This window comes from Streptomyces sp. NPDC003023 (assembly GCF_042888225.1).
GTDB lineage: Bacteria > Actinomycetota > Actinomycetes > Streptomycetales > Streptomycetaceae > Streptomyces.
In genome coordinates, this window is sequence record NZ_JBIAPL010000010.1 from 38,964 (window position 1) to 61,889 (window position 22,926).

18 protein-coding genes are annotated in these 22,926 nt (G+C 71.1%); 6 read left to right on the forward strand and 12 right to left on the reverse strand.

The features are described from left to right. Positions 1-45: 45 nt before the first annotated feature. Complete coding sequence (locus ACFYV1_RS27510) at positions 46-2,244, forward strand: germacradienol/geosmin synthase (RefSeq protein WP_389398283.1); 2,199 nt, start codon at positions 46-48, stop codon at positions 2,242-2,244. 202 nt (positions 2,245-2,446) lie between these two features. On the opposite strand, the gene ACFYV1_RS27515 is transcribed toward ACFYV1_RS27510, so the two are convergent. Continuing rightward, positions 2,447-2,947 carry a hypothetical protein gene (locus tag ACFYV1_RS27515; RefSeq protein WP_389398284.1) on the reverse strand — a complete coding sequence of 167 codons (501 nt, stop codon included), beginning with the start codon at positions 2,945-2,947 and terminating at the stop codon, positions 2,447-2,449. Between the two features lie 184 nt (positions 2,948-3,131). Between ACFYV1_RS27515 and ACFYV1_RS27520 the strand changes: the two genes are divergently transcribed. Further along, positions 3,132-3,506, forward strand: coding sequence for a hypothetical protein (locus tag ACFYV1_RS27520; protein WP_389398478.1), 375 nt, complete (start codon positions 3,132-3,134; stop codon positions 3,504-3,506). 49 nt (positions 3,507-3,555) lie between these two features. Here the strand turns inward: ACFYV1_RS27520 and ACFYV1_RS27525 are convergent, their stop codons facing one another. The 5 genes from ACFYV1_RS27525 to ACFYV1_RS27545 form a co-directional block, all read right to left on the reverse strand. Next, positions 3,556-3,771 (reverse strand): DUF397 domain-containing protein, encoded by a 216-nt coding sequence (locus tag ACFYV1_RS27525; RefSeq protein ID WP_389398479.1) that lies wholly within the window; start codon positions 3,769-3,771, stop codon positions 3,556-3,558. A gap of 123 nt (positions 3,772-3,894) precedes the next feature. After that, a complete protein-coding gene (locus ACFYV1_RS27530) occupies positions 3,895-5,061 on the reverse strand; it encodes a thiolase domain-containing protein (protein ID WP_389398285.1) in 1,167 nt (388 codons plus the stop codon). After that, positions 5,051-6,115: a thiolase domain-containing protein gene (locus ACFYV1_RS27535; protein WP_389398286.1), complete on the reverse strand. Its 1,065-nt coding sequence runs from the start codon at positions 6,113-6,115 to the stop codon at positions 5,051-5,053. Before ACFYV1_RS27535 ends, ACFYV1_RS27530 begins: the two co-directional genes overlap by 11 nt. After that, entirely contained in the window at positions 6,112-7,077 is a 966-nt protein-coding gene (locus tag ACFYV1_RS27540; RefSeq protein ID WP_389398287.1) for a Zn-ribbon domain-containing OB-fold protein, read from the reverse strand. Before ACFYV1_RS27540 ends, ACFYV1_RS27535 begins: the two co-directional genes overlap by 4 nt. 13 nt (positions 7,078-7,090) lie before the next feature. Beyond that, positions 7,091-7,912, reverse strand: a complete 822-nt coding sequence (locus tag ACFYV1_RS27545; protein ID WP_389398288.1) for a crotonase/enoyl-CoA hydratase family protein — start codon at positions 7,910-7,912, stop codon at positions 7,091-7,093. Between the two features lie 160 nt (positions 7,913-8,072). On the opposite strand from ACFYV1_RS27545, the gene ACFYV1_RS27550 reads away from it, so the two are divergent. Further along, a complete protein-coding gene (locus ACFYV1_RS27550; protein ID WP_389398289.1) occupies positions 8,073-9,845 on the forward strand; it encodes an acyl-CoA synthetase in 1,773 nt (590 codons plus the stop codon). 117 nt (positions 9,846-9,962) lie between these two features. On the opposite strand, the gene ACFYV1_RS27555 is transcribed toward ACFYV1_RS27550, so the two are convergent. After that, positions 9,963-10,943, reverse strand: a complete 981-nt coding sequence (locus ACFYV1_RS27555; protein WP_389398290.1) for an ArsR/SmtB family transcription factor — start codon at positions 10,941-10,943, stop codon at positions 9,963-9,965. 89 nt (positions 10,944-11,032) lie between these two features. Between ACFYV1_RS27555 and ACFYV1_RS27560 the strand changes: the two genes are divergently transcribed. Beyond that, positions 11,033-12,304: an MFS transporter gene (locus tag ACFYV1_RS27560; RefSeq protein ID WP_389398291.1), complete on the forward strand. Its 1,272-nt coding sequence runs from the start codon at positions 11,033-11,035 to the stop codon at positions 12,302-12,304. Positions 12,305-12,591: 287 nt separating this feature from the next. Here the strand turns inward: ACFYV1_RS27560 and ACFYV1_RS27565 are convergent, their stop codons facing one another. Beyond that, the gene (locus ACFYV1_RS27565; protein ID WP_389398292.1) at positions 12,592-13,854 is read right to left on the reverse strand and encodes an alpha/beta fold hydrolase; all 1,263 of its coding nucleotides are present in this window, start codon (positions 13,852-13,854) and stop codon (positions 12,592-12,594) included. 144 nt (positions 13,855-13,998) lie between these two features. Between ACFYV1_RS27565 and paaK the strand changes: the two genes are divergently transcribed. Continuing rightward, positions 13,999-15,282, forward strand: a complete 1,284-nt coding sequence (gene paaK, locus ACFYV1_RS27570; protein ID WP_389398293.1) for a phenylacetate--CoA ligase PaaK — start codon at positions 13,999-14,001, stop codon at positions 15,280-15,282. On the opposite strand, the gene ACFYV1_RS27575 is transcribed toward paaK, so the two are convergent. From ACFYV1_RS27575 to ACFYV1_RS27590, 4 genes are all read right to left on the reverse strand, one after another. Beyond that, positions 15,272-16,792 carry an acyl-CoA synthetase gene (locus ACFYV1_RS27575; RefSeq protein WP_389398294.1) on the reverse strand — a complete coding sequence of 507 codons (1,521 nt, stop codon included), beginning with the start codon at positions 16,790-16,792 and terminating at the stop codon, positions 15,272-15,274. The genes paaK and ACFYV1_RS27575 overlap by 11 nt on opposite strands. A 92-nt stretch (positions 16,793-16,884) precedes the next feature. After that, complete coding sequence (locus ACFYV1_RS27580; protein WP_389398295.1) at positions 16,885-18,021, reverse strand: calcium:proton antiporter; 1,137 nt, start codon at positions 18,019-18,021, stop codon at positions 16,885-16,887. A gap of 232 nt (positions 18,022-18,253) precedes the next feature. Then, a complete protein-coding gene (locus ACFYV1_RS27585; protein ID WP_389398296.1) occupies positions 18,254-19,813 on the reverse strand; it encodes an acyl-CoA synthetase in 1,560 nt (519 codons plus the stop codon). Beyond that, entirely contained in the window at positions 19,810-20,919 is a 1,110-nt protein-coding gene (locus ACFYV1_RS27590; RefSeq protein WP_389398297.1) for an NAD(P)H-dependent flavin oxidoreductase, read from the reverse strand. The genes ACFYV1_RS27585 and ACFYV1_RS27590 overlap by 4 nt, the downstream gene beginning before the upstream one ends. A gap of 161 nt (positions 20,920-21,080) precedes the next feature. Here ACFYV1_RS27590 and ACFYV1_RS27595 point away from each other — a divergent pair, with 161 nt between their 5' ends. Continuing rightward, entirely contained in the window at positions 21,081-22,925 is a 1,845-nt protein-coding gene (locus tag ACFYV1_RS27595; protein ID WP_389398298.1) for a serine hydrolase, read from the forward strand. Position 22,926 lies beyond the last annotated feature (1 nt).

The following is a 22,926-nucleotide window of genomic DNA, read 5'->3' on the forward strand; positions in this document are numbered from 1 at the left end:
GGTCCGCGCTCCGTGCGCGGCTGCTCCCGAAAGGCCCTGGCGCACATGGCACAGCCCTTCGTACTGCCGGATTTCTACGTCCCGTATCCGGCCCGCCTCAATCCGCATGTCGAGGACGCGCGTCAGCACACCAGGAAGTGGGCCCGCCGGATGGGGATGCTGGAGGGGTCCGGCATCTGGGAGGAGAGCGACCTCGAGGCGCATGACTACGCCCTGCTGTGCGCGTACACCCACCCGGACTGCGACTCGGAGGTCCTCGGTCTCGTCACCGACTGGTACGTGTGGGTCTTCTTCTTCGACGACCACTTCCTGGAGGTCTTCAAGCGCAGCCAGGACCTGGCGGGCGGCAAGGCGTACCTGGACCGGCTGCCGGCCTTCATGCCGATGGACCTGTCCCGTGGGACCCCGGAACCGGAGAACCCGGTCGAGGCGGGTCTCGCGGACCTGTGGAGGCGGACGGTGCCGAGCATGTCCGCCGCCTGGCGAGCCCGGTTCGCGGAGGCCACCGAGAACCTGCTCAACGAGTCGATGTGGGAGCTCGCCAACATCGACGCCGGCCGGGTCGCCAATCCGGTCGAGTACATCGAGATGCGCCGGAAGGTCGGCGGCGCCCCCTGGTCGGCCGGTCTGGTGGAGTTCGCGGCCCGGGCGGAGGTGCCGCAGTCGGTCGCGGAGTCCCGGCCGCTGCGGGTGCTGCGCGACTCGTTCTCCGATGCCGTGCACCTGCGCAACGACCTGTTCTCGTACCAGCGCGAGGTGGAGGAGGAGGGGGAGAACAGCAACGGGGTGCTGGTTCTGGAGCGGTTCCTGGGGTGTTCGACGCAGGAGGCCGCGGAGGCGGTCAACGATCTGCTGACCTCCCGGGTACAGCAGTTCGAGAACACGGCACTCACCGAGGTGCCCGCGCTGTGCGGCCAGAACGGCCTGACTCCCGCGGAGTGCGCGGCGATCGCCGGTTACGCCAAGGGGCTCCAGGACTGGCAGTCCGGCGGCCACGAGTGGCACATGCGCTCCAGCCGCTACATGAACGAGGGCGCGACGGCGCGGCGTTCACCGTTCGACGGGGTGCTCGGCACGTCGGCGCTGGACATCCGCACACTGTTCGGGCGGCCCGCGGCGGCTCGGCTGCGGACGCTGACCCATCGGCCGCGGCCGGTGGGTCCTTCCCGGCTGCCCGACTTCGATCTGCCGTTCGCCCTGTCGCTCAGCCCTCATCTCGAGCATGCCCGCGGCAGGTCCATCGCCTGGGCCGGCCGGATGGGGCTGCTCGGGGACATCTGGGACGAGGCGAAGCTGGCGGGGTTCGACTTCGCGCTGTGCTCGGCAGGGCTGGACCCGGACGCCACCGCGGATGAGCTGGAGCTCAGTGCCGAGTGGCTGACCTGGGGGACGTACGGCGACGACTACTACCCGGTGGTCTTCGGGCGGCCCCGCGACCTCGAGGGGGCCCGTCTGTCCAACGAACGGTTGAAGACCTGTATGCCGGTCGACGAGCCGGAGGCCGGTGCCGCCGTCGCGGTCACGCCGATGGAGCGCAGCCTGGCGGATCTGTGGGCGCGCACGGCGGGGCCGATGGCGCCGGGGGCCAGGCAGTCGCTGCGGTGTGCGGTCGACGTCATGCTGGACAGCTGGTTGTGGGAGCTGCACAACCAGGCGCAGCACCGGGTCCCTGATCCGGTCGACTACATCGAGATGCGGCGCCTCACGTTCGGCTCCGACCTGACGATGAGCCTGTGCAGGCTGCGGCACGCGGGCGAACTGCCGCCGGAGCTGTATGCGAGCGGTCCGGTGCGGGGCATGGAGAACGCTGCCATGGACTACGCCTGTCTGCTCAACGATCTCTTCTCGTACCAGAAGGAGATCGAGTACGAGGGCGAGGTCCACAACGCGGTTCTGGTGGTGCAGACGTTCTTCGACTGCGACTATCCGACCGCGGCGGCGATGACCGACGCTCTGATGCGGTCCAGGCTGGATCAGTTCCTCCACGTCAAGGAGCGTGAACTGCCGCTGGTGTGCGAGGAGTTCGGTCTCGACCGGCAGGGCAGGGCGGCACTCGACGCCTATGTGAAGGAGCTCGAGGACTGGCTCGCGGGCATCCTCAACTGGCATCGGAAGGTGCGGCGTTACAAGGAGGAGGATCTGCGGGGTGGTGCGGCCCCGTGGCGACTGGGGGCGCCCACGGGGCTCGGCACCTCGGCGGCCCGGCTGTCGCTGCCGGCCCAGCGTACGGCGGTCAGGGTGTAGCCCTGCCGGCTCTGCCCTGCCCGGTGATGTCCCGTGATGTCCCGCTCCGTGTTGTCCTGTCCGAACTCCGGGCGGACTGTGTCCGGCACGGGGCCGGGCCGGGCGGCGCAGGTGTACAGCAGAACTGCCCGGTCCGTGGCCTGGGCAACGGATCGGGCAGTGGGGCCGGTCGGAGGGGGCGGGCGGTGCTCGGACGGCGCCGTCAGCCCTGCTGGAACAGTTCCGCGGGCAGCGGCTTGAGCAGTGCGTAGAGGTCGTCGGTGATCGGCCGGTCCCAGCTGGCGATCGTGACGAGCACGTTGTCGCTGCGGTCGAACTGGACGCAGGAGATACGGCTTTCCGACAGCTTCACCCTGCGCACGATCAGCAGGTTGTCCCCCTGCATGACCGGAGTGTCCTCGACGCCGGTGACGTGCACCGACTCCTCGTTCTCCAGCGCGACGAGCAGCTGGCCGACCTCGAAGGGGATCTCCCCGTCCTCCACCTCGCGCGCCGGCGAACCCTCGGGAAGGTTGCCGATGATCATCGCGGGGCCGCGGCCGCCGAACAGGTCGTAGCGCAGGAAGACTCCCTGGCAGCTGCCGTCCGGGGCGGGCAGCAGACCGGCGCCGAGATTTCCGGGCCAGTCGCCCGGGTCCATGGCCAGGACATCGAAGTCCGGGCCCGCTGGTGTGGCGGCGCTGCGGCGGCGGAGGAAGGACATAACCGCAATGGTACGGGTACCGGCGGACTCGGCAGAGCAGGGGCGGGGCCCGGTTGAACGCATCGTCCGCGCTCCCCGTATCCCTGTGAGCACCGAAGCCCGGGAGCACCTGTGCCTTGTGAACACCGACGCCCGTCAGGAGCAGCGTTCCCCCGAGAATCCGTACCGACGTGAGGACCAGCCCATGAACGACCGCACCACTCCGCCCCTGCAAGCTCTCCCCGACGGGGAGGCGGAGCTCCGCCTGGTGGTCCGTCTCCACTGGGAGGACGTCGCAGCGCTCGGGCAGGAGGCGGGCCGGCTCGCCGCCCAGATGCAGCGGCCCGTGAGCCTCGACGAGGCCGCCGGCCACCGGCTGCGCAGTCGCTCCGCCGTCCGCGCCAAGCCGACGACGACATCGGCGTCCACGTCCTCGCCCTCCGCGGGTCAGCAGCTGCCGTCGGCGTCGCCCGTCTCCTCACTCCCCGCCCGCACGCCCGGTGAGCACGCCCGGCAGGCCATCGAGAAGATCAACAGCACGTCGGCGCACGGCCGTGACGTGTCCCAGACGTCCGCCTAGGCTGGCCGCCGCTCGCCCCTCCCCGCGCCGGGGAGGGGAGGGCTCCGCGTCAGGTGAGGTCGAACTCGCCCTCCCGGGCGTTCACCACGAAAGCGCGCCATTCCGCCGGTGTGAAGATCAGCGACGGGTTCTCCGGACGGCCCCCGTTGCGCATCGCGATGAACCCTTCGACGAACGCGATCTGCACGTCTCCCGCCCCTTGCGTGCCCGGCCGCCAGTCCGCGTTGCTCAGGTCCAGGTCCGGCTTCTCCCACCCCGAAAACATCTGCGCCGTAGTGGTGGTGGTGCTCTCGGCCACGTCCGTGCTCCTCCCGCGTCGTTTCCGGGGTCAGCCTAGCGACGACACCCGGTCACGGACAGGGTGCCGCATGTGACGGTGCGGCGAGCGTCAGGTGACCGGCGGCTCGTTGCCGACGAGCCACATGGCGAAGAACTGGGCTCCGCCTCCGTAGGCGTGACCGAGCGCCCTGCGTGCTCCGTCGACCTGGTGCGCGCCCGCCTGGCCGCGTACCTGGAGTGCGGCCTCCGCGAAGCGGATCATGCCGGAGGCCCCGATCGGGTTGGTCGACAGCACTCCGCCGGAGGGATTGACGGGCAGGTCGCCGCGCAGTTCCGTGGCACCGGACTCGGTCAGCTTCCAGCCTTCGCCCTCGGCGGCGAAGCCCAGGTTCTCCAGCCACATCGGCTCGTACCAGGAGAACGGCACGTACATCTCCACCGCGTCGATCTCGCGGCGCGGATCGGTGATGCCCGCCTGCCGGTAGACGTCGGCCGCGCAGTCCTTGCCGGCCTGCGGCGACACGAAGTCCTTGCCGGCGAACAGGGTGGGCTCGCTGCGCATCGCCCCTCCGTGCACCCAGGCCGGCGGGTGCGGTGCACGGGCGGCGCCCGCCCGGCCGGTCAGGACCATCGCGCACGCGCCGTCGGAGGAGGGGCAGGTCTCCGAGTAGCGGATGGGGTCCCAGAGCATCGGCGAGGCCCGGACCTTCTCAAGGGTGATGTCGTGTTCGTGGAGGTGGGCGTACGGGTTCTTCAGCGCGTTGCGGCGGTCCTTGTACGCGACGAGGGAACCGACCGTGTCGGGCGCGCCGGTACGGCGCATGTAGGCGCGTACGTGCGGCGCGAAGAAGCCGCCCGCTCCGGCGAGCAGTGGCTGCTGGAAGGGGACAGGCAGGGACAGGCCCCACATGGCGTTGGACTCGGACTGTTTCTCGAAGGCCACGGTGAGGACGGTCGGGTGGACGCGGGCGGCCACCAGGTTGGCGGCGACGAGCGCGGTGGAGCCGCCGACCGACCCGGCGGTGTGGACGCGGAGCATGGGCTTGCCGACCGCGCCGAGGGCGTCGGCGAGGTACAGCTCCGGCATCATCACGCCCTCGAAGAAGTCGGGGGCCTTGCCGATGACCACGGCGTCGATGTCGGCCCAGGTGAGCCCGGCGTCGTCGAGCGCCCGCCGGGCGGCTTCGCGGACCAGTCCGGCGATGGAGACGTCCCGGCGGGCCGCGACGTGCCGGGTCTGGCCGATGCCGACGACTGCCACGGGCTCAGCCGGCATGGGTCTCTCCTTCGATGACGGCGACCAGGTTCTGCTGGAGGCAGGGGCCGGAGGTGGCGTGGGCGAGGGCACGGTCGGACTCGCCCCGGTGGACGCGGGCGGCGGCCTCTCCGAGCCTGATCAGGCCCGCGGCCATCACCGGGTTGGCGGCGAGCGCTCCGCCGGACGGGTTGACCCTCACCCTGTGGTCGAGCTCGAGGCTTCGGCGCAGGACGAGCTCCTGGGAGGTGAACGGGGCGTGCAGTTCCGCCGTGTCGACGGGCCGTTCGAAGGCTCCGGCGCGTTCGGCGGCCAGTCTGGTCGAGGGCGAGCGGGTGAGGTCCCGCACGCCGAGACTGTGCGGCTCGATGCGGTGGTCCATGCCCCGGATCCAGGCGGGGCGTCGGCACAGCTCACGGGCCCGGTCGCCGGCGGCGAGAACCACCGCCGCCGCGCCGTCGCCGACGGGCGGGCAGTCGAAGACCCTCAACGGCCGGACGAGGTACGGACCGCGTGGCACCTCTCCCTGCAGCTGAGCGTGGGGGTTGGCCACGGCGTCACGGCGGCTGCGGACCGCGACGGCGGCGAGCTCCTCCTCACCGGCCTCACCCGCGTCGATCACGGCCTGTGCCTGGAGCGCGGCGAGGGCGACGGAGTCGGGCCACAGCGGGGCCGCGTAGTAGGGGTCGAGCTGGCGGGTGAGCACGTCGCGCACGTCGCCCGGCGACGACTTGCCGTACGCGTAGACCAGCGCGGTGTCCGCCTCGCCGGTCAGCAGCTTCACCCACGCCTCGTACAGCGCCCAGGCGCCGTCCATCTCGACGTGGGACTCGCTGATCGGGGGCCAGGCGCCGACACCGTCGAGTGCCATCGTGAACGAGAAGGCCCGGCCGGCCAGATAGTCACTGGACCCGGAGCAGGTGAAGCCGATGTCGCCCGTCTTCAGGCCGGTGTCCGCGAGGACTCGGTGAAGCACCGGCATCAGCATCTCGACCTCGGACAGTTCGTCCGTGCGGCGCCGGTGGGCGGTCTGGGCGAAGGCGACGATGGCGACGTCCCTGGCGTGCCGCGTCACAGCAGCTCCTTGTAGGTGTCGTAGTCGGCGTCGGGTTCGCCGGTGGGCCGGTAGTGGTCGGGGTGACGAGCCCCTTCCTTCCACACGGGTTCGACGCGCAGGCCCATGCGCACCTGGTCGTACGGGATGCCGCCGATCCGGCCGTGGAGCGCGAGCGCGGCGCCGTCGAGGGCGATGTGCGCGTAGACGTAGGGCACTTCGACGGCGTCGTTCATGGCGTTCTTGGCCTTGATGTTCACGATGCAGAAGGTGGTGACCGTGCCGCGGGGGCCGACCTCCACCTGTTCGCGGGTGGCGACCCCGCAGGTGGGGCAGGCGCCTCGGGGCGGGACGTAGACCTTGTGGCAGGACGGGCAGCGTTCGCCGACGGTCCGGTGCTCGGCGAGGGCGACCAGGTGGTCGCTCTGGGCGCGGCCGGGCGAGCAGGTGTAGTCGAGCCGCGCGGGGGCGACGATGCCTGTCACCGGTTCGGCCGTGGCCTGCGGGAAGTCGCCGCTGTGGGCGCGCGGTGGGCCGGCGGGCTCGCCCTCGTACGGCTCGAAGCAGGCGATGTCGGTGATCGCCCCGGTGCGCCGGGCGGCCCAGCGGACACGTACCCGCATCCCGGTCCGCACCGAGTCGGGGCCGGGGGCATCGAGGACGTGGAGGAGGGAACTGTCCGCGCCGTCGAGCCGTACCAGCACCCAGGCGAACGGGCCGGCGAGGGGCTGCCGGGGGCGCGGGTGCGGGTTCCAGGCCCAGGTGGTGACGGTGCCGGTGGCCGCGACCTCGACGAGGTCGCCGATCTCCTCCGCGGTGACGGGGTCGTACTCGACGGGCGGTACGAGGACCTTGCCGTCGCCGGTGCGCACGCCGAGCAGGGTCTGCTCGCGCAGGCCGGTCAGGAAGGCGCTCTGCACGGGGCCGAGGGAGCGGGTGAAGGGAAACTCGACGACGAGCGGCGCACTCAGGACTTCCGGCATGGGGCTCCTCCTCTCAGGCGCGCCGGTAGACCGGGGCGCGCTTCTCGGCGAAGGCGCGGACGCCCTCCTTGGCATCCGCGGTGTCGAAGACGGGCCGGCCTCGTTTCAGTTCCGCGGCGAGCCCTTCGGCCTCGGTCATCCCGGCTGTCTCGTACACGGACGCCTTGACGGCCTCGACGGCCAGCGGACCGCAGGCGTTGATCTGCTCCGCGATGCCGAGTGCGGCGTCGAGGGCGGTGCCGTCCGGGACGACGCGGCCGATGAGACCGACGCGTTCGGCTTCCGCCGCGGTGTAGGGGCGGCCGGTGAGCAGCATCTCCAGAGCATGGGTGCGCGGGATCTGACGAGGCAGGCGTACGGTCGAGCCGCCGATCGGGAACAGTCCGCGGCGGACCTCGAAGAGGCCGAACGTCGCGCCCGCGCCGGCGACCCTGATGTCGGTGCCCTGCAGGATCTCGGTACCGCCGGCCACGCAGTGGCCCTCGACGGCCGCGACGACGGGTTTGCGGGGCCGGTGGTGGCGCAGCATCGCCTTCCAGTGCAGGTCGGGGTCGGCCTTCATACGGTCGCGGTAGCGCTCGCCCGCCATGCCGGCGCCCGCGAGCGCCTTGAGGTCCATGCCGGCGCAGAAGGAGCCGCCCGCTCCGGTGAGGACGACGGACCGGACCGTGTCGTCCGCGTCCGCCTGGAGCCATGCGTCGTACAGACCGACGAGCATCGGGATCGAGAGGGCGTTCTTCGCCTCCGGCCTGTTCAGCGTGAGGATCAGGGTGGCGCCCTCGCGTGTCACGCCGAGGTGTTCGGTGCCTGTGTGGTGGTCGCTGCGATGTTCCATGGGGAACCTCCCGTCCCGGACCTGGAACAGGTTGCAGCAGCGGGGCGGCCAGTTCAATAGTTTTCTGACTGTCAGTCAGATTTCCTTGCCGTGGGCCCTTCCCAGTTGTGCCGACCGGCGCTCTAATGGCGGGCCAGGTTCGCCGGGGTCAGGAGGAGCGGTGGAGTACAACCTTGCCGACCTGTTCGAATCGGTGGTCGACGCCGTGCCCGACCGCGAGGCGCTCGTGTACATCGACCACCCCGGCACGGGTGAGGAGCGCCGGCTCAGCTACGCGGAACTCGACGCGGCGGCCAACCGCATCGCTCATCATCTGCTCGACGCGGGCATCGGACCCGGTGAGCACCTGGGGCTCCATCTCTACAACGGGATCGAGTACGTCCAGACCGTGCTGGCCTGCCTCAAGGCCCGCATCGTGCCGGTGAACGTCAACTACCGGTACGTGGAGGACGAGCTGGCCTACCTGTACCGGGACGCCGACCTCGCGGCGCTCGTCTTCGACGCCGAGTTCACCGAGCGGGTCGCGGCGGTGCTGCCACGCACCGAGAAGCTGCGGCATCTGGTGCGGGTCGGCACCCCGCCCGACGGGACACCGGGCGTCGGGACGCCGGCCGACGGCGCACCGGACGTCGGGGCACCGGGCGTCGGGACGCCGGCCGACGGGGCACCGGGCGTCGGAGCACCGGGCGTCGGGACGCCGGCCACCGGCGCGGCGGCCGTGGGCGCTTCGGTCGCCGGCGTGGTGGCCTTCACCGATGCCGAGGCGGCCGGTCGGCCCACGCGGGGCTTCGCGGCGCGTTCGGCCGGCGACCTGTTCATCATCTACACCGGAGGGACGACCGGACTGCCCAAAGGGGTGATGTGGCGTCAGGAGGATCTGTTCTTCGCCGGGCTGGGCGGCGGGGCGCCCACGGGCGAGCCGGTCTCCCGGCCGGAGGAACTGGCCGAGCGGGTGGCGGCGGGAGGCGACGGGATCACCTTCTTCCCCACTCCCCCGCTGATGCACGGGACCTCGACGCTCACCGCGTTCATCGGCTTCAACTTCGGCCAGCGGGTCGTCGTCCACCGCAAGTTCGTGCCGCACGAGGTGCTGCGCACCATCGAGAGCGAGAAGGTCACCAGCGTGTCGCTGGTCGGCGACGCGATGCTGAGGCCACTGATCGACGCGTTGAACGGGCCGCTGCGGGAATGCGACCTGTCGAGCCTGTTCAGCGTCTCCAGCTCCGGAGCGATCATGTCGGACTCCGTGCGTGAGGAGTTCAGCAGGCTGGCGCCGAACGTGCAGCTCCTGAACAACTTCGGTTCCTCCGAGTCAGGCTTCAACGGCACCGCGACCGACGACTCCGGGCCCGTGAACGGCTTCAGGCTACGAGTCAACTCCCGTACCACCGTGGTCGATCCGACGACGTTCGAGCCGGTGAAACCGGGTGGCACCGGCCGTGTCGCACAGCGCGGGCACGTACCGCTCGGCTACTATAGGGATCCGGTCAAGACGGCGGAGACGTTCTTCGAACGCGACGGCGAGCGGTGGGTGCTGCTGGGTGACATGGCGACCGTGGACGACGAGGGCGTCGTCACCGTCCTCGGCCGCGGCTCGCAGTGCATCAACACGGGCGGCGAGAAGGTCTATCCGGAGGAGGTCGAGCAGGCTCTCAAGGCCCATCCCGACGTGTACGACGCACTCGTCGCCGGTGTACCGGACCCCACCTGGGGCAACCAGGTGGCAGCCGTCGTACAGCCGCGCGACGGGGCGATCACGCCGAGCCTGGACGTCATCCGCTCACACTGCCGCAGCCGGCTGGCGGGCTACAAGATCCCCCGGCAGCTGGTGATAGCGGAGGAGATCCGGCGCTCGCCGAGCGGCAAGGCGGACTACCGCTGGGCACGCGCGGTCGCCGCGGAAGCGGCAGCGGAAGCGGAGGCGGCAGGGTAGGCGACCGAGGCGCGCGTTTCCGCTGGGACATCCGTGCCGACTCCCTCAGGCCTACTGGCCCTCGGCCGCGCGGTCAATTGCTGACGGCGCCTCAACCAGTCGTGCTGATCGGGTCCCTCAGCCCGAACCGGCGACCAGCGCCTCACCGAGCGGGGTGCGCCGGTAGAGCACCGACCGTCCGGACCGGGCGCGGACCAGCAGCCCCGCGCCTCGCAGGATGGCGAGGTGGTCTCCAACCGCGCCGGGTGCCATGGCGAGGCTTCGGGCGAGGTGGCTGGTACTGGCCGGGGCTTCCAGCGCCAACAGCAGCCGGGCTCGGGACCGTCCGACCAGAGCGGTCAGGTCGTCCGGTCGGGGAACGCTCTCCTGTTCGCCCCACAGGGCGGCGGTGCCGCGGGCACGATAGATCAAGGTTCTGGGCCAGGGGTCGTCCAGATGGGCGGCGATATTCGCGACGAAGACCGAAGGGATCAGCAGGAGACCGTCGCCGGCGAGGGGGACTGTTCCGACTTGAGGGAAGTGGCCGATCTCGATGCCTCCGGCTTGCCAGGCGATGCTCTGGTGCAGGCTCTCGATGGTCCTGACCCATCCGTGTTCGCCGATCACACCCACCCGGTAAACGACATCGCGCTCACAGATCGCTCGCAGTTGCGGCCAGTCCGTGGCGAGCAGCTCGTGCCATGCCTGGTCCATCGCCTCTGCGATCCTCGAGACGGCGTCCGTCGAGTCCAGCACAGCGCGCACGCGTGGATCGCGCGCGGACGGGCCGGTCGCGTTGGTGGCGATTTCGTGACGGGCCGCTTCCAGCGGCGTTGCCCGGATCACGGCAAGGTCGTCCGCCCAGGTCTGGCTGAGGCCGCGCGGGGGCGGCGCGACGAAGTCCGGGCCGGATTGCGGGATGTGCAGCGCGAGGACGGCGTCCAGCTCGCTCTCGCGGCGAAGTCGTTCAAAGGCCGGCATGAGCCGAGCGGCCCAGGCCCGGGGCAGCGACCGGTCCTGGCCGGCGAGTGAGCGCAGCAGGAAGCAGAGGTCCATCGCGGGCGACAGCGCGAAGCGGCTGCGCAGCAGGTCATCGACGGATACTTCGAAGCGGAGCACCTTGGGATGCTACCGCCGGACGCCTGATCCGATTCGTCCTGCGACGAATCATTGGTGAGTGGCGTGAACACCCGGCGAGGCTGCACGGCATGACCCCAACCGCCGAGCCCACGCAGGGCTACCACCGTGCCACCTACCGAGAGGTGCTGGCCGAGCCGCGATTCCGGCTACTCTTCTCGACCCGCGCCGTCGCGATCGCTGCGGACGCGGTGCGGATCACTACGTTCTCGGTTCTGGTCTTCTCGGCCACCGGCTCCGCGCTGTTGAGCGCGGTGGCCTTCGGCATCGGCTTCATCCCGCAACTGATCGGTTCGCTGCTGCTGGGCTCACTGGCCGACCGGCTGCCGCCCCGTGCTCTCATTTCCGGCGGCTACGCCTTGACGTGCGCCGCCGCCCTGCTGCTCGCCCTGGTACGGATGCCGGTCACGGCAAGCCTTGGTGTCGTGGCGCTGGTCTCCCTCGCCACACCGGTGTTTCACGGCGCGTCGAGCCAGCTGGTCACACAGTCGTTGGAGGGCGACGCCTATGTACTGGGCCGGTCACTGAACAATATCGCCGGCGCCGGCGCGCAGTTGTTCGGTCTGGCGCTGGGAGGTGCGGTCGTCGCGGCACTCGGCCCACGCCGGGCGCTCGCGCTCAGCGCCGTCCTTTACCTCGGCTGCGCGCTAGCCGTCCGTCTCCGGCTACCCCGGCTGCAACCGGAAAAGTTCGTCAGCTCTCCCAGCAGCGCCGGGGGCGACAGCGGGGCCGTCCGTGCAAGCCTGCGTGGTGCAGGCCTTCTGCTGCGCGGCCGCGCGGTGCGACGACTGTTGCTGGCCCAGTGGCTACCGCCCGCGTTCGTGGCGGGCGCGGAAGGCCTCATCGTCGCCTACGCGGGAGAACGCGACTTCGCGCCCGGCCAGTACGCGGTGCTGATGGGCTGTCTGCCCGTCGGCATGCTGGTCGGCGACCTGCTGGTGGGCCGACTGCTACGGCCACCCACCCGGGAGCGACTGGTCGTCCCGTTGGTTGCGCTGGCGGGGCTGCCGCTGATCGGCTTCGCCGCCGGGCCCGGAGTGGGCGTCTCGTCCCTTCTGCTGCTGCTCTGCGGCTTCGGATTCGCCTACGGTCTCGGCCTGCAACGGCGGTTCCTGAACGCCCTGCCGCGGGATGGCCAAGGCCAGGCCTTCGGCTTGCTCGGCTCCGGCAACATGACGCTGCAGGGCGTCGGGCCGGTTTGCTTCGGCTCGGTGGCCGCCGGCGTCGGAACAGGCGGCGCAATCGCCCTGGCAGGCGGCGCGGCGGTGCTCACCGCCGGCTGGATTCTCACCTGGCACCCGGCCACCACCTCCCCGGCCCCCGTCCCGAACCACTCGACCTGATCAGAGAACAGCACCGAACAGCATGCGTGTTGTTCTCCGGCTCAGTGACCGTCACAGGTCGGGGCGATCGCGAGTCGTCAGGCACCCCACCCCACGCTTCTCCGAAGAGAGTCATTCCCGAGTTCATGCATCGGACGTGACGGTGAGGCCGTCGTGGTACGACAGGCGGCGCGGTGTGACGGCCGCCGCTCGTCAGGGGGCGGACAGCAGCGTGGAGACCAGGACGAGGGGATCGTGGTCCGCCCGCCGGGGGCCGTCACGTGCCTGTGGAGCGGATGCCAACGGCCTCACAGTCCGAAGGACTTCAGAGCCGCGACGAACTCCTCCGGCCTGTTCTCGTGAACCAGGTGACCCGCTTCGATCGTGACCAGGCTGCCGTCCGGAACGCGGGCCGCCAGCATGCCGAGCCGGTCCTGCGGGACATGGCTCGTCGGGCCCCCGGCGATCACCAGCGTCGGCGCCTCGATCGCGGTCAGTCGTTCCCACCACGCCGGATCAGGCTCGTTGAGCTCGGCGTCGGTGTCGGGAACGACCGGCCAGTCGAAGTCGAGAGGTCCGGCAGGCGGCTCGGCCTCCGGCCGCGGCGGGTCGAGAGGCAGCAGCGGCGGCGCTTCCTCGACCACGAGCCGCCGCACCAGGCGGGGGTGCTGCTCGGCGAGGAGCAGGGCGGCCGCACCTCCCATGGAGTGCCCGACGACATCGACGCGGCCGAGATCCAAAGCCCCGACGAAGGCGCTCAGGTCGTCACGGAAGGCCTCGAAGCCGTAAATGCCCGGCCATTCGCTCAGACCGTGGCCGCGGAAGTCGGGGGAGTACACCCGCCGGGTCACAGCGAGTTGCTCGGCAACGCGGGTCCACTGGCCGCCGTGGCCGCCGCGGCCATGGGCCAGGACCACCGGAGGGGCGTGCTCGTCACCCCAGACCCGGTAGGCGAGCCTGACGTCGCCGGCGCGCACCGTGCGCACGTCCGGGTCGAGGAACGCGGCGACCGTACGTGTGAAGGCGCCCGCGTCGTCCAGCCAGGGACGGTGACCCGCACCGCGCTGGACCACGGTCTGCGCCTCGGGGAACACGGCGGCGAGCACCGCGTCGCTGATCGGGCGGGGACCGTCGCCGAGCTCACCGGCGAGCACCAGCACGGGCGCCGTGATCCCGGCCCGTGCGTCCTTGCTCGTGACGCGGAGGTCGGGGGCGATCAGTGTGAGCGAGCGGAGCCGGTGCGGGTACCCGACGGCGTACCGGACGGCTGGGGCGCCCGACGCGGCGTGGCCGAGGAGATCGATACGGTCGAGACCCAGATGCTCGCGCAACGCCTCGACGTCGTGCGCCTGCCGGTCACAGCGGTGTCCGTCCGCGACGGCCGGGTCCGCGGAGCCTCCGGTTCCGCGGAGATCCGGCAGAACCAGCTGCCTGTGCCTGGAAAGGCCTCCCAGGTCACCGAGGGAGGCGGCCCCCGACCTGGGTCCGCCCGACAGGCAGATCAGCGGCCGGCCGCTCCCCTCTGTCCGGTAGTCGAGTTCGGTGCCGTCGTACGTCCTGAAGGTCCCCATACGGTGATCTTCGGCGGTGGCACGACGGCAGGCAATGACGCGAGCTCTCGACCATGCCTTGACGGGCACCGGACCGGACTGAATAACTGATCCCGAGCAGACGACCGAATGATCGGTCGTCCGGTTCGGGACGGGAGCATGCGGATGACGGAACTGCTGGACACCGCGGAGCGGCTCGGCCGCGAGGAACTCGAGGCCCTCCAGCTGGAGCGGCTGCGGGCGACCCTGCGCCACGCGTACGAGAACGTCGCCTTCTATCGCGAGTCCTTCGACAAGGCCGGCCTGCGTCCCGAGGACTGCCGGACCCTCGCCGACCTCGCCCGCTTCCCGTTCACCGTCAAGACCGACCTGCGGGACAACTATCCGTTCGGGATGTTCGCGGTCGAGCAGTCGCAGGTGCGCCGTATCCACGCCTCGAGCGGTACGACGGGCCGGCCCACCGTCGTCGGCTACACCGAGCGGGACCTCGACACCTGGGCCGACGTGGTGGCACGCTCCCTGCGCGCCGCCGGCGCCCGGCCGGGGCACAAGGTCCATGTGGCCTACGGCTACGGCCTGTTCACCGGCGGTCTCGGCGCGCACTACGGGGCGGAGCGGCTCGGCTGCACGGTCATTCCGGCTTCGGGCGGCATGACGGCCCGGCAGGTGCAGCTGATCAACGACTTCCGGCCCGAGATCATCATGGTCACGCCCTCCTACATGCTCACCCTGCTCGACGAGTTCGAGCGCCAGGGCATCGATCCGCGCACGACCTCGCTCGAGGTCGGCGTCTTCGGCGCGGAGCCGTGGACCGAGGAGATGCGCCGCGAGATCGAGGAGCGGTTCGCGATCGACGCCGTGGACATATACGGGCTCTCCGAGGTGATGGGCCCGGGTGTCGCGCAGGAGTGCGTGGAGACCAAGGACGGGCTCCACATCTGGGAGGACCACTTCTATCCGGAGATCGTCGACCCGTTCACGGGCGAGGTGCTGCCGGACGGCGAGGAGGGCGAGCTGGTGTTCACCTCGCTCACCAAGGAAGCGATGCCCGTGATCCGCTACCGCACACGGGATTTGACTCGGCTGCTGCCCGGCACGGCGCGGGTCTTCCGGCGGATGGAGAAGGTGACCGGCCGCAGCGACGACATGGTGATCCTGCGCGGGGTGAATCTCTTCCCCACCCAGATCGAGGAGATCGTGCTGCGCACGGAGCACGTCGCCCCGCACTTCCAGCTCAGGCTGACCCGCGAGGGCCGCCTCGACGCGCTGACGGTCCGCGCGGAGGCCCGCCCGGAGGCGACCGGCGAGCAGCGGGCCGCCGCGGAGCGGGCCATCGCGGCGGCGGTGAAGGACGGCGTCGGGGTGTCGGTCGCCGTTCAGGTGGTGGATCCGGAGACGCTGGAGCGATCGGTGGGCAAGATCAAGCGGATCGTGGACCTCAGGACGTAGCGGCTCCGGCCGCGTCGCCGAAGCGGTCGCGGAGTTCGCGCTTGAGGATCTTGCCGCTGGCGTTGCGCGGGAGCCCGTCCACGAAGAGGACCCGCTTGGGTGCCTTGAAGTGGGCGAGCTTCTCCCGTGCGTGGGCGATCAGTTCGCTCTCCGTCACATCCTGCCGGGCCACGACCACCGCGGTGACGGCCTCGATCCAGCGGTCGTCGGGCAGGCCGATCACGGCGGTCTCTGCGACGGACGGGTGGGTGTAGAGGGCGTCCTCGACCTGGCGCGAAGCGACCAGTACGCCGCCGGAGTTGATGACGTCCTTCACCCGGTCGACGACCGTGAAGCAGCCCTCCTCGTCGCGTACCGCGAGATCGCCGGAGTGGAACCAGCCGTCACGGAACGCCTCCTGGGTCTCCTCCGGCTTGTCCCAGTAGCCCTCGCACAGCTGCGGCGACCGGTAGACGACCTCACCGACGGTGCCGTCCGGGACCTCCTTGCCGTCCTCGTCCACCACCTTGGCCTCCACGAACAGTACGGGACGGCCGCAGGATTCCATCCGTCCGTCGTGTTCCTCGGGTCCGAGAACGGTGGCCAGCGGGCCGATCTCCGACTGTCCGAAGCAGTTGTAGAAGCCGAGGCCGGGCAGCCGCTCCCGCAGGCGTTCCAGCACGGGCACGGGCATGATCGAAGCCCCGTAGTACGCCTTGCGCAGTGCGCCCAGGTCCCGGGTGGCGAAGTCCGGGTGGTTGGAGAGGCCGATCCAGACGGTGGGGGGCGCGAAGAGGCTGTCGGCGCGGCCCGCTTCGACGAGATCGAAGATCCGGTCCGCGTCCGGCGCGTCCAGGATCGTGTTCTCGGCGCCGACCGCGAGGTAGGGCAGCAGGAAGACGTGCATCTGGGCCGAGTGGTAGAGCGGCAGCGAGTGGAGGGGCCGGTCGCCGGCCGCGAGGTCGAGTGCGGTGATGGCGCTGACGTACTCGTGCACGAGTGCGCGGTGGGTCATCATCGCGCCTTTGGGCAGGGCGGTGGTCCCCGAGGTGTAGAGAAGCTGGACCAGGTCCTCGGCCTGCGGCTCGCGTTCGGGGGTGAACGGCCGCGGCCGGGCCAGCTCTGCCAGCAGGGAGTCGTCCGTGTCGCGCAGGGCCAGCGCCTGCCGGCCGGCGGGCAGGCGCGGCGCCAGGGCGGGGTCGGTGAGGACCAGGGAGCTGCCCGACTGGTCGAGGATGTAGGCGAGGTCGTCGCCGGTCAGGTTCTGGTTGACCGGGACGTGGACCAGCCCGGCGCGTGCGCAGGCGAGGAAGGCGATGAGGTAGGCGTCGGAGTTGTGGCCGTAGGCGGCGACCCGGTCGCCCTGCCGCAGCCCCTTACCGGCCAGGGCGGCGGCCGCGGTGGTGACCGCGGCGTCGAGTTCGGCGTAGGTCCAGGACCGGTCGGCGTACCGGACGGCGGTGCGGTCGGGACTGCGCCGGGCACTGCGGCGTACGAGGGAGTCGACCGTGCTGCTGTGTGCGCCTGTCATGGCGTGATCCTGTGGGGAGGCGGCCCTGGGGTCAAGCCCCCGTCACCGCCCGTGCCGCGTCCGCACGGAATCCCTCGGGCACGGGCTGCGGACTACGGGCTGACGGCGAGGAAGATGTACGCCGCGAAGATCGCCAGGTGCACGCCGCCCTGGAGCAGCGTGGCCCGGCCCGGCACGACGGTCAGGGCGCCGACGACGACGGTGAGGACGAGCAGCACCATGTGGGTGGCGCCGAGGCCCAGCAGCAGCGGTCCCTCCAGCCAGATGGTGGCCAGGGCGATCACCGGGATCGTCAGCCCGATGCTGGCCATCGCCGAGCCGAGCGCCAGGTTCAGGCTCGTCTGCACCCGGTCGCGGCGTGCCGCGCGTACGGCGGCCAGCGTCTCGGGCAGCAGGACGAGCAGGGCGATGACGACGCCGACGACGGCGTGCGGCAGGCCCGCCGACTCCACACCCGACTCGATGGTGGGTGACACCGCCTTGGCGTCGCCCACCACGGCCACCAGCGCCACGAGGAGAAGGACGAGGCTGAGGACGGCCGCCGGGCGGCCAGGGACCTGCGCGTGTTTCTCGTCGGCCTCACCGACCTCACCGGCCTCGTCGACCTCGTCCCTGATGTCGCCCTCGCGGGTGACGGACACGAAGTACTCGCGGTGCCGCACCGTCTGCATGGCGACGAACAGCCCGTAGAGGCCGAGCGAGGCGACGGCGGCGAAGGTGAGCTGAGCGGCGGAGAACTCGGGACCGGGTTTGCTGGTGGTGAAGGTCGGCAGCACCAGGCTGAGCGTGGCGAGCGTCGCGACGGTGGCGAGGGCGGCGCCCGAGCCCTCCGCGTTGAAGACGGCGACACGGTTACGCAGCGCGGCCACCAGCAGGGACACGCCGACGATGCCGTTGCAGGTGATCATCACCGCGGCGAAGACGGTGTCCCTGGCGAGGGAGGCGGACTTGGGGCCTCCGTCGACCATCAGGGTGACGATGAGCGCCACCTCGATGACCGTCACGGCGACGGCGAGCACCAGGGATCCGAACGGCTCCCCCACCCGGTGTGCGACCACCTCGGCGTGGTGGACCGCGGCGAGCACGGCGCCGGCCAGGCAGATGGCGACGACCAGCACCGCGAGGGGCGGCAGGTCGCGGCCCCAGCTGAGTACCAGGGCGACCACGGCGACCAGCGGCACCCAGACGGTCCACCGGCTCAGGACGGACGTGATGTTCACCGCGCTCATACGGGCCAGGCTGCCAGCGCCGGACGGCTGCCGCGCGACGAGCCACCCGAGCCCCCTGAGCCCCGTGAGCCACGCGAGCCCCGTGAGTCACGCGAGCCACGCGAGCCACGCGAGGCGCCCGAGCCACCGGCACCGGGACTCGAGGCAGCGCGACGACGAGAAGGCGCCGCACCGCGGCGGGTGCCACATCGGCGAGCGGCCGCGCCGTCCGGCCCCTGTGGCGCCGGCGCCGTCACACTGCCCTGTCGTGGCCCTCCCAGTACGGCGCCCGCAGCCGTCGCTTGTACAGCTTGCCGTTGGGGTCGCGCGGCATCGAGGTGACGAAGTCGATGGACTTCGGGCACTTGTAGCGCGCCAGGCGGCGCTCGCAGTGGGCGAGGATCGCGGCGGCGAGGTCTTCGTCGGCCGGATGGTCCGCCGCCGGTTCCACCACGGCCTTGACCTCCTCGCCCCACTCGCTGTGCGGGATGCCGAAGGCGGCGGCGTCGGCGACGGCCGGGTGGGCGAGCAGCGCGGCCTCGATCTCCGCGGGGTAGACGTTGACCCCGCCCGAAATGATCATGTCGATCTTCCGGTCGCGGAGGAAGAGGTAGCCGTCCTCGTCGAGATGGCCGAGGTCGCCGACGGTGAAGTAGTCGCCGATGCGGTTGTTCCTCGTCTTGGTCTCGTCGCCGTGGTAGCTGAAGCCGCCGGTCCTCATCTTCATGTAGACGGTGCCGAGCTCCCCCGCCGGGAGTCGGTTTCCGTCGTCGTCGAAAATGGCGAGCTCGCTGATGGGCCACGCCCTGCCGACCGTGCCGGGTTTCTCCAGCCACTCCCCGGCGGTCGCGAAGGCGCCGCCGCCCTCGCTCGCCGCGTAGTACTCCTCCACACAGCCGCCCCACCAGTCGATCATGGCTCGCTTGACGTGGTCGGGGCACGGGGCGGCGCCGTGGACGGCGTGCCGCATCGAGCTGACGTCGTAGCGCTTCCTCACCTCGTCGGGAAGGGCGAGGAGACGGTGGAACTGGGTGGGCACCATGTGGGTGTGCGTGCACTGGTGGGTGTCGACGAGGCGGAGCATCTCCTCGGGTGTCCACTTGTCCATCAGTACGAGCGGATGGCCGATGTGCAGGGAGGCGGCCGCGAACTGGAGCACGGCCGTGTGGTAGAGCGGCGAGCAGACGAGGTGGACGTTGCCGTCGTGGGGCCGGATGCCGAAGATGCCGAGGAAGCCGCCGAGGTGGGTCTCCTCCGGCGGCCTGCCCGGCAGGGGACGGCGGATGCCGCGCGGGCGGCCGGTCGTGCCGGAGGTGTAGTTCATGACCCAGCCGAGCGTGCGCCCTTCCGGCGGTGTGCCGGCCTGCCCGTCGAGGAGGTCTCCGTACGGACGGAATCCCGCCGCGCCGCCGACCGCGTACCGGTGGCCGGGCGGCAGGCCCGCCTCGTCGGCGGCGTCCGTCGCGGCGGCGGCGAATCGTTCGTGCGCGATCAGCACCTTGGCGCCGGAGTCCGCGACGATCCAGCCGATCTCGGTACCGACGAGGTGGTGGTTGACCGGAACGAGGTAGAAGCCGGCCTGGGCGGCGGCCAGGTAGGCCGTGACCAGCTCCGCGCAGTTGGGCAGGACGACGGCGAAGGCGTCACCGGTGTGCAGGCCGGCGGCCCGGAGCCCGTGGACGAGCCGGTTGGCCGCGGCGTGCAGCCGGCCGGCCGTCCAGCGCACGCCCGCCGGGTCGGTGAGGACCACGCGGTCGGGTTCGGCGGCGGCCTGGGTCCAGAATCCGTTCGGGGGTGCCGGTGCGCCGGTCATGACCCACTCCTTCCCGCTATGCGGTTGACGCGGTCCACGGCCCGTTCGAAACCGCGGGTCAGGTCGTCGAAGACCTCCCGCACGCTGCGTTCGGAGTTCATCCGGCCGACGATCTGTCCCACCGGCGTGCCGAGCAGGGGCTCCACCTCGTAGCGCTGGATGCGGGAGACGGCCTCCGCGACGAGGAGCCCCTGCAGCGGCATCGGCAGCGCGCCCGGCCCGGCCGGGTCGTCCCAGGCGTCCGTCCACGCGGTGCGCAACTGGCGGGCGGGTTTGCCGGTGAGGGCGCGGGAGCGGACGGTGTCGCCGGAGCCCGCGGCGAGCAGTTTGGCGGTGAGGGCGCGGGAGCCGAGGGACGCTTCGGTGGTGGTGAGCCACAGCGAGCCGAGCCAGACGCCCTGGGCGCCGAGTGCGAGGCCGGCCGCGATCTGCTCCCCGCTGCCTATGCCTCCTGCCGCGAGGACGGGCAGCGGAGCGACCGCTTCGACGGCTTCGGGCGTGAGCACCATGGAGGCGATCTCGCCGGTGTGGCCGCCGGCCTCGTACCCCTGGGCGACGACGACGTCGATACCGGCCTCGGCGTGGCGGCGGGCGTGCCGGGCGCTGCCGGCGAGGGCGGCGACGAGGACGCCGTGGTCGTGGGCGCGGGCGACGACATCGGCGGGGGGCGGGCCGAGGGCGTTGGCGAGGAGCTTGACGGGATAGTCGAAGGCGACGTCGAGCTGGTCGCGGGCGACGGCTTCCATCCAGCCGGTGATGCGCCAGCCGGACGTCTCTCCTTCGGCGAGTTCGGGTACGCCGTGGCGGGCGAGGGTGTCGGCGACGAATCCGCGGTGCGTGTCCGGAATCATGGCCTCGACGTCGGCCTCCGTCACTCCTTCGACCTTCTTGGCAGGCATGACGACGTCGAGTCCGTAGGGCATGCCGTCGGTGTGGTCCTGCATCCAGTCCAGGTCGCGCTTGAGGTCGTCGGGCGCGGTGTAGCGGACTGCGCCGAGTACGCCGAAACCGCCTGCGCGGCTGATGGCGGCAGCGACGGCCGGGAACGGCGTGAAGCCGAAGATGGCGTGCTCGATGCCCAGTTGTCTGCTCAGCTCCGTCTCCATGGACGGCAGGATGCCGCAGGGCGCCGAAGAGAGGAAGGCTCTTTCTGATGGAGTGTCAGATCGACTCGGGTGGTTGACAGGGCGCACCGGCCGCAAGAAAGTTTCGCGTGTCTCGGAAGTTCCGAAAGATACTTTCAAAGACGTGCAGAGAGGGTGTCCGAATGACCGACGACCCGGCGGGCAGAGGGATCAGCAGACGGAGGTTGGGCGGCGGGATGCTGGCGCTGGGCGGTGCGCTCGCGCTGGCCCCGGTGCCGTTCGCGGCGGCGGCAGGTGGCCCCGGCGGACCGGGGGCGGGCCCGGAAACCGGCGGCACCGGTGGCGGTGCGAGCGGCCCCACCGGCAACCGCCGGCCGACGCTGCGGCGCGGCACTCCGCAGCGGGCGGGCCTGATCCCCCGCCACCTCGACCAACTGGTCGCGGACGCGGAGAAGTTCCTCTCCCCCTCCCCCAAGCACCCCTGGTACGCAGGTGCGGTGCTGCTCGCCGGGCGGGGCGACACCGTCGCACTGCACCGGGCGATCGGCAAGGCGCTGCGGTACTCGTCGTACGACGAGAAGACCGACACCGCAGTCGAACTACCGGCGGAGGAACAGATTGCCATGGCCGAGGACACCGTCTTCGACCTGGCGTCCGTCTCCAAACTGTTCACCTCCGTCCTCGCGGTGCAGCAGATCGAGCGCGGCGCCCTGGAACTGGAGGCACCTGTCGCCTCGTACCTGCCCGGTTTCGCACAGGCCGGGAAGCAGGACATCACGGTGCGTCAGCTGCTCACGCACACCTCCGGCTTCCGTGCCTGGATCCCGCTGTTCAGGGAACCGACCCAGGAGGCGAGGCTGCAGCGGCTGTGGAACGAGACCCCGGCGACCACACCCGGTACCGACTATCTCTACTCGGACCTGAACCTGATCTCCTTGCAGCTCGTCCTGGAGGAGATCACCGGACGCCCGCTGGATGCGCTGCTTTACGACGAGATCACCGCTCCGCTCGGGATGCACCGCACACGGTTCAACCCGCCGGCCTCGTGGCAGCCGAAGATCGCGGCCACGGAGGACGCGAGACTGCCCTGGTCCGGGCTCGACCGCGGCATGGTGTGGGGCGAGGTCCACGACGAGAACGCGTACAGCTTCGGCGGGGTCGCCGGCCATGCCGGGGTGTTCTCCAACGCGTGGGATCTCGCGATCCTCGCCCGTACGCTGCTCAACGGCGGCGTCTACGGCCGTTCGCGGATCCTGAGCGACGCCTCGGTCGAGCTGATGTTCTCCGACTTCAACACCGACTTTCCCGGCGACGAGCACGGCCTGGGCTTCGAGCTCTACCAGCACTGGTACATGGGCGCCATGGCGACTCCCGCGACCGCCGGGCACACGGGATTCACCGGCACCAGTCTCGTCCTCGACCCGACCACCGACTCCTTCCTGATCGTGCTGGGGAACTCCGTCCACCCGGTGCGCAGCTGGCGGTCGGGCAGCGCGCCGAGGGTGGCCGCGGCCAACAACATGGCCAGGGCGGTCGCCGTCCGCCCCGAGCACGGCCGCACCGCCTGGTTCTCCGGCATGGCGGGCTCCACCGCCGCGACCCTCACCCTGCCCGCGCTCCGTCTCACCGACGAGCTGCCGCTGCTGCGGTGCTCACTGTGGTGGGACACCGAGCCGGGGTCCGACCACCTGTTCCTGGAGGCGTCCCAGGACGAGGGGGCGACCTGGTCGCCGGTGCCGTTCACCGCGGTACGCGGGGGCGGCGACGGGGAGGTCCACCCGTCCGGCTCGGTCACCGGGTGGTCCGGCCGGGTCTGGCACCGGCTCACGGCGGATCTCGCCGCGTGGCGTGGCGCGCCCGTGCGATTGCGCTGGCGTTACGCGACCGACCAGCTCTACGTCGGCCGGGGTGCGTACGTCGACGCCCTGCGCGTCGAGGACGGTCACGGCGCCCCGGTCTTCGACGAGACGCGGCCGGCGGACGCCGCCCGGATCGAGGCCAAGGGCTGGACGGCGTCGCGGGACTGAC

Bases quoted from the DNA above. Each gene is read 5' to 3' on its own strand.
- ACFYV1_RS27510 (WP_389398283.1), top strand. From the start codon at position 46: ATGGCACAGCCCTTCGTACTGCCGGATTTCTACGTCCCGTATCCGGCC.
- ACFYV1_RS27515 (WP_389398284.1), bottom strand. From the start codon at position 2,947: ATGTCCTTCCTCCGCCGCCGCAGCGCCGCCACACCAGCGGGCCCGGAC.
- ACFYV1_RS27520 (WP_389398478.1), top strand. From the start codon at position 3,132: ATGAACGACCGCACCACTCCGCCCCTGCAAGCTCTCCCCGACGGGGAG.
- ACFYV1_RS27525 (WP_389398479.1), bottom strand. From the start codon at position 3,771: ATGTTTTCGGGGTGGGAGAAGCCGGACCTGGACCTGAGCAACGCGGAC.
- ACFYV1_RS27530 (WP_389398285.1), bottom strand. From the start codon at position 5,061: ATGCCGGCTGAGCCCGTGGCAGTCGTCGGCATCGGCCAGACCCGGCAC.
- ACFYV1_RS27540 (WP_389398287.1), bottom strand. From the start codon at position 7,077: ATGCCGGAAGTCCTGAGTGCGCCGCTCGTCGTCGAGTTTCCCTTCACC.
- ACFYV1_RS27545 (WP_389398288.1), bottom strand. From the start codon at position 7,912: ATGGAACATCGCAGCGACCACCACACAGGCACCGAACACCTCGGCGTG.
- ACFYV1_RS27560 (WP_389398291.1), top strand. From the start codon at position 11,033: ATGACCCCAACCGCCGAGCCCACGCAGGGCTACCACCGTGCCACCTAC.
- ACFYV1_RS27565 (WP_389398292.1), bottom strand. From the start codon at position 13,854: ATGGGGACCTTCAGGACGTACGACGGCACCGAACTCGACTACCGGACA.
- paaK (WP_389398293.1), top strand. From the start codon at position 13,999: ATGACGGAACTGCTGGACACCGCGGAGCGGCTCGGCCGCGAGGAACTC.
- ACFYV1_RS27575 (WP_389398294.1), bottom strand. From the start codon at position 16,792: ATGACAGGCGCACACAGCAGCACGGTCGACTCCCTCGTACGCCGCAGT.
- ACFYV1_RS27580 (WP_389398295.1), bottom strand. From the start codon at position 18,021: ATGAGCGCGGTGAACATCACGTCCGTCCTGAGCCGGTGGACCGTCTGG.
- ACFYV1_RS27585 (WP_389398296.1), bottom strand. From the start codon at position 19,813: ATGACCGGCGCACCGGCACCCCCGAACGGATTCTGGACCCAGGCCGCC.
- ACFYV1_RS27590 (WP_389398297.1), bottom strand. From the start codon at position 20,919: ATGGAGACGGAGCTGAGCAGACAACTGGGCATCGAGCACGCCATCTTC.
- ACFYV1_RS27595 (WP_389398298.1), top strand. From the start codon at position 21,081: ATGACCGACGACCCGGCGGGCAGAGGGATCAGCAGACGGAGGTTGGGC.